The sequence below is a fragment of the Bacillus sp. 05T31 genome (assembly GCF_056396725.1).
Genome location: NZ_JBFTMA010000709.1, coordinates 1 through 3,906 on the forward strand (window position 1 = coordinate 1; position 3,906 = coordinate 3,906).

At 36.9% G+C, this 3,906-nt stretch carries 4 protein-coding genes and 4 pseudogenes; 4 read left to right on the plus strand and 4 right to left on the minus strand.

Annotated features, from left to right (window positions below):
* Nucleotides 1-212 (plus strand): hypothetical protein (locus tag AC1DJR_RS26995; RefSeq protein ID WP_477003948.1); only part of this gene is annotated, 212 nt, incomplete at its 5' end.
* 123 nt (nucleotides 213-335) lie between these two features.
* Here the strand turns inward: AC1DJR_RS26995 and AC1DJR_RS27000 are convergent.
* Nucleotides 336-551 (minus strand): spore germination protein, encoded by a 216-nt coding sequence (locus AC1DJR_RS27000; protein WP_098720393.1) that lies wholly within the window; start codon nucleotides 549-551, stop codon nucleotides 336-338.
* Nucleotides 552-696: 145 nt separating this feature from the next.
* Here AC1DJR_RS27000 and AC1DJR_RS27005 point away from each other — a divergent pair.
* The 3 genes and pseudogenes from AC1DJR_RS27005 to AC1DJR_RS27015 all read left to right on the plus strand — a co-directional run bounded on the left by AC1DJR_RS27005 (nucleotide 697) and on the right by AC1DJR_RS27015 (nucleotide 1,951).
* Nucleotides 697-820 (plus strand): annotated as a pseudogene (locus AC1DJR_RS27005) (DUF3983 domain-containing protein).
* Nucleotides 821-892: 72 nt separating this feature from the next.
* Nucleotides 893-1,006 (plus strand): annotated as a pseudogene (locus tag AC1DJR_RS27010) (ArpU family transcriptional regulator); the annotation flags it as partial.
* A gap of 750 nt (nucleotides 1,007-1,756) precedes the next feature.
* Nucleotides 1,757-1,951 (plus strand): hypothetical protein, encoded by a 195-nt coding sequence (locus AC1DJR_RS27015; protein ID WP_227494799.1) that lies wholly within the window; start codon nucleotides 1,757-1,759, stop codon nucleotides 1,949-1,951.
* Between the two features lie 399 nt (nucleotides 1,952-2,350).
* Here AC1DJR_RS27015 and AC1DJR_RS27020 read toward each other — a convergent pair.
* From AC1DJR_RS27020 to AC1DJR_RS27030, 3 genes and pseudogenes are all read right to left on the minus strand, one after another.
* Nucleotides 2,351-3,073 (minus strand): annotated as a pseudogene (locus AC1DJR_RS27020) (CPBP family intramembrane glutamic endopeptidase); the annotation flags it as partial.
* 70 nt (nucleotides 3,074-3,143) lie between these two features.
* A complete protein-coding gene (locus AC1DJR_RS27025) occupies nucleotides 3,144-3,596 on the minus strand; it encodes a VOC family protein (protein ID WP_429688964.1) in 453 nt (150 codons plus the stop codon).
* A 50-nt stretch (nucleotides 3,597-3,646) separates the two neighbouring features.
* Nucleotides 3,647-3,757 (minus strand): annotated as a pseudogene (locus AC1DJR_RS27030) (VOC family protein); the annotation flags it as partial.
* Between the last annotated feature and the right edge of the window lie 149 nt (nucleotides 3,758-3,906).

Consider the following 3,906-nt stretch of genomic DNA (forward strand, 5'->3'; position numbering starts at 1 on the left):
TCTATAGCGTAGACAAGGATTTTAAAATTTATTCAAGGGGGAATAAGGAATGGGCACTTATTGGGAAAAGGCAGTCAAGAAGTATTTCAAGAAGCAAGAGTCGGAACGCAATAAAAAAGCAGTTAGCAAAAGCTAACTGCACTGTGAATAAGAAGAACACAATGGCCATTCGTATTCAACCTTGGTGTATCTATATTGTTAACATTTTTTAGAAATTTATTCAATAAAAGAATAGCTAGCAAAAGCTAACTGCTCGGTTAATGGAGAAATGGGTTGTCTACAGTATTGACGGAATATTGGGTTTTATTCAGGGAGGTAGAAGGAAATGAATACTTTTAGACTGTTCCAACTTGGTTTTGATCTGCAACATCAGAATCGTATGTGTTTGTTGCACTAACACCGCTAAAATTATTGGCAATAAAAGCAACATTRGATGATCCTGAACCATTATAAGCTTTTGTATTTTCCTTTGGAGAAACGTTATAAAAATCACCTAAATTGAAAGAACCRTTACTATTTTGTACAACCAGATTTCCAACAACAGATGGCAWAGTTTTCACCTGCTTTCCTAGAAAGTATTTAAATTAGTATATGGTGTATGCGTCTAGAGGTTCATCTGGATYTGAAAATTTTGAAATGAAGTTTGTTAGAAAACATAAYAAAATAATCCTTTTAGAAGAAAGTGAGGTTAGGAGAATGGCTAATTTAAAGAAACGGAAAATAAGAAAGGCTATCGCTCGTCTTGCGATAGCAGTGGAGAAACATCAAGTTGATAAATGTATGGAGAAACATCTTCGTACAAGCTGGAATTATAAAATAATAGTAATGGAGGAAATAACAATGGGCTTAGGAAACCAAAGTATTGAAGGATTACCGTGCTTTAAAAATTAGAATGGAGAACCAACAGGAAAATATCCGTGAAGGAATTAGCTTATTCCCTGAGATTAGAGATACAAGAAAGATAAGTGGCATTAAGTTCAGACAGATAGATAAGGCGTTACAGCATTGTGGTCTTCAAATCGACGGTATTCTTAGTATCATCCGTGGAACACAATCCCTTCCGGTGCTGGCATTCCACGGATGAATGCTCCCAAGGAATTACACATTAAACGTATTTAAAGACTGTTTTAGGTATAATGTGAATTGAACCTACAATGATACAGAACGGATTTCCAACTAGTTACCCCATTAGTTTTACGAGAGAGCACTTAACTTGGGGGAGTGCTCTCTTTCGTTTGCACATAAGGAGGCTCCCGTCATACAATATCATGTCAATATAAATACACCGTTACTCACTTAAAGAGCTCTATAAATAGGTATAGAGCTTTTTTATTGCACATAAAGTACATTTAAACATATTATATTGAGTCGGGGCTATTCCGCAAACTCCTTTTCAGAGGGACACATGTATTCCGCGATAGAGCTGCGCCATGTGAAGAGGAAAAGCATTACTATTTATTTCATACTCAGAATAATTCAAGGGCACTTTAAGGTGCTCTTTTTTTATTGAATAAAATGGACATTAAATGAGGTTTATAACATGTATATTGGATTGACTGTTTTAGGCGCTGCTGTGATCTKGGTGGCGTCTTGTTTGYTGTTAAGGRAWGATAAGGGGGAAATAGATTTGAAACTTAAAGATTAGATAATAAYATTATTACTTTAAAATGCAGAAARTAGACTAGTAAACAAGCTGTTTTTGTTTTTTAGCATAGAATATGATGAATCCTAGAGTTAAGAGGAGGTAATTATATTTATGGGATGTAATTGTAATTTCAGGCATTGCAGAGATTGTAATAGATTTTGGGATGATTTAATGTTTTGCGGAAGCAGACATAGAGATTGTGATGACCGTCGTTGTAGACGTGACCGTGACTGCGATTGTGATGAATGTCGTCGTAGACGTAACCAGCATCATGACAGTAATCATGATAATCGGAAGGATTGGTAAAGTCCTTTGAATGAGTGCGTTTCTTCACAGCACTCTTTTTTTGTTTAAGGATTTTCTGAATTAATACTTGTTAAGATGAAGAATGTAGTTTCAATTTGATTTAAGGCATTACAAAACAAACGAACACAACGAACGAAAATAGAAATAGTTAACAAAGTTATGCATAGCGAATTGGCTATTGACAGTGAAAACACCTATAAATACAGCAATGTATGAGAAATGAATATTTGCAGAAAAGACGTTACTTTTTCGTGAATTTAAGAAAAAGCGGGAAATGACTGCTATAAAAGGATTACTAGAAAATATCTTGTTTACATAAGATACAATTATCAGTAGTCAATAATGAATAGAAATCTCGTTATGGGGGATTTTGATTCTTTAGGTTGATGGTTTTCGTTTCTATTTACTTATATTTTCATTGTTACTGAATCCTATTTCATTAGTAATTTGTCTATATCCAAGGTTGCCTCGTGTGAAAATAAGAATAAGCAAAGCAACAAAGCCCAATCCTATCCCTACAAATAAATCCGAATTCTTTAAAACAGGGTTGGTGGAATAAGCTTGTACCAAGCTAAACGTATTTACACTTGCATGAACTAGCATGACAATAAATAAGTTACCGCGATGGCAGTTATAGATCCAAGTGAGAATGATTGAGATTGGCAAACACAGCAAAATAAAAATTGGCAAATGAATATATAGGATAGAAAGGTCAGAATCCGGTCCACCCCTTTGTGCAACCGTTAAGAAATGTGGAAGATGCCAAAAAGCCCACAAAACACTAAGTAGTAATGTAGCTTTTAACGGTCCAAACTTCGATTGTAACCGAGGCAGAGCGAAACCGCGCCATCCGATTTCCTCAGGTAAAGGTCCACCGAGAAAGAAAGTAGCTACAAAAGAGATGAGATAGGTTATAAAAAATTTAGAAGTAAGGCCATGGAAAGTAGGTATCCCTCCATTTAATATCACCATACCCAGAAACATTACAGCAGGGATAACGATGAGAGTAAACAAGTACCACTTCAAACCGACTTTAGTAGATATGATGCTTTTTCTAACTTTTTTCCATGACTCTTTGCCTTCAAGAGTTCGAAACATGATATACGCTGCTAACATAGGGCCCTATCAAGTTAAAAAATCTGTTGTTCCCCAAAACGCTGAAAATAAACTTCGGTGCTATAAAGTCACTTACTTATTTGTTACCGAGTTGTTCCGCCAAACCGATTAGAATTCCTTCGGTTCCACGAATGTAGCAGAGCCGATACGAGTCCTCATACTGAACCACTTCGCCAACGAGCTGAGCACCATACTTAGTGAGTCTGGATACCATTTCGTCAATGTCTTCAACGGTGAACATGACGCGTAGATAACCGAGGGCATTTACAGGAGCAGTCCGGTGATCTGATATAGTAGGTGGGGTGAGAAATCGCGAAAGTTCAATTCGGCTGTGACCATCTGGGGTAACCATCATAGCAATCTCTACGCACTGAGAACCCAATCCGGTTACGCGACCAGCCCATTCACCTTCGACAGTGGCCCGTCCTTCGAGCTTCAAGCCAATCTCCTCGAAGAAAGAGATTGCGTCATCAAGGGATTCTACAACGATGCCGACATTGTCCATTCTTAGTAATTTGTTTTTTTCCATAGTTTTATCTCCTTATGTGTAAAAATTTATTATCTGATCATCTTCATATTTTATCTCTCCGTCTCAAAAAACTCAATCCATTCCCCATCAGGGCCAGCGAAGAATATGTAACGTGTTCCATCCGGTAATGTTTCAATTTCTTCATCTAGTAAAAACGTTACTTGTGCGACACGTTTCCTCATAAGTGTGCAAACACGAAATAGGAGGGTTATCAATTTGATAACAACAACTGATTGACTGAAAGTAGGAATGAAAGCCGTCAGGTTGAGCTGAAACTACTTATCTGATACTCCTACATGCAAGGCGTGAT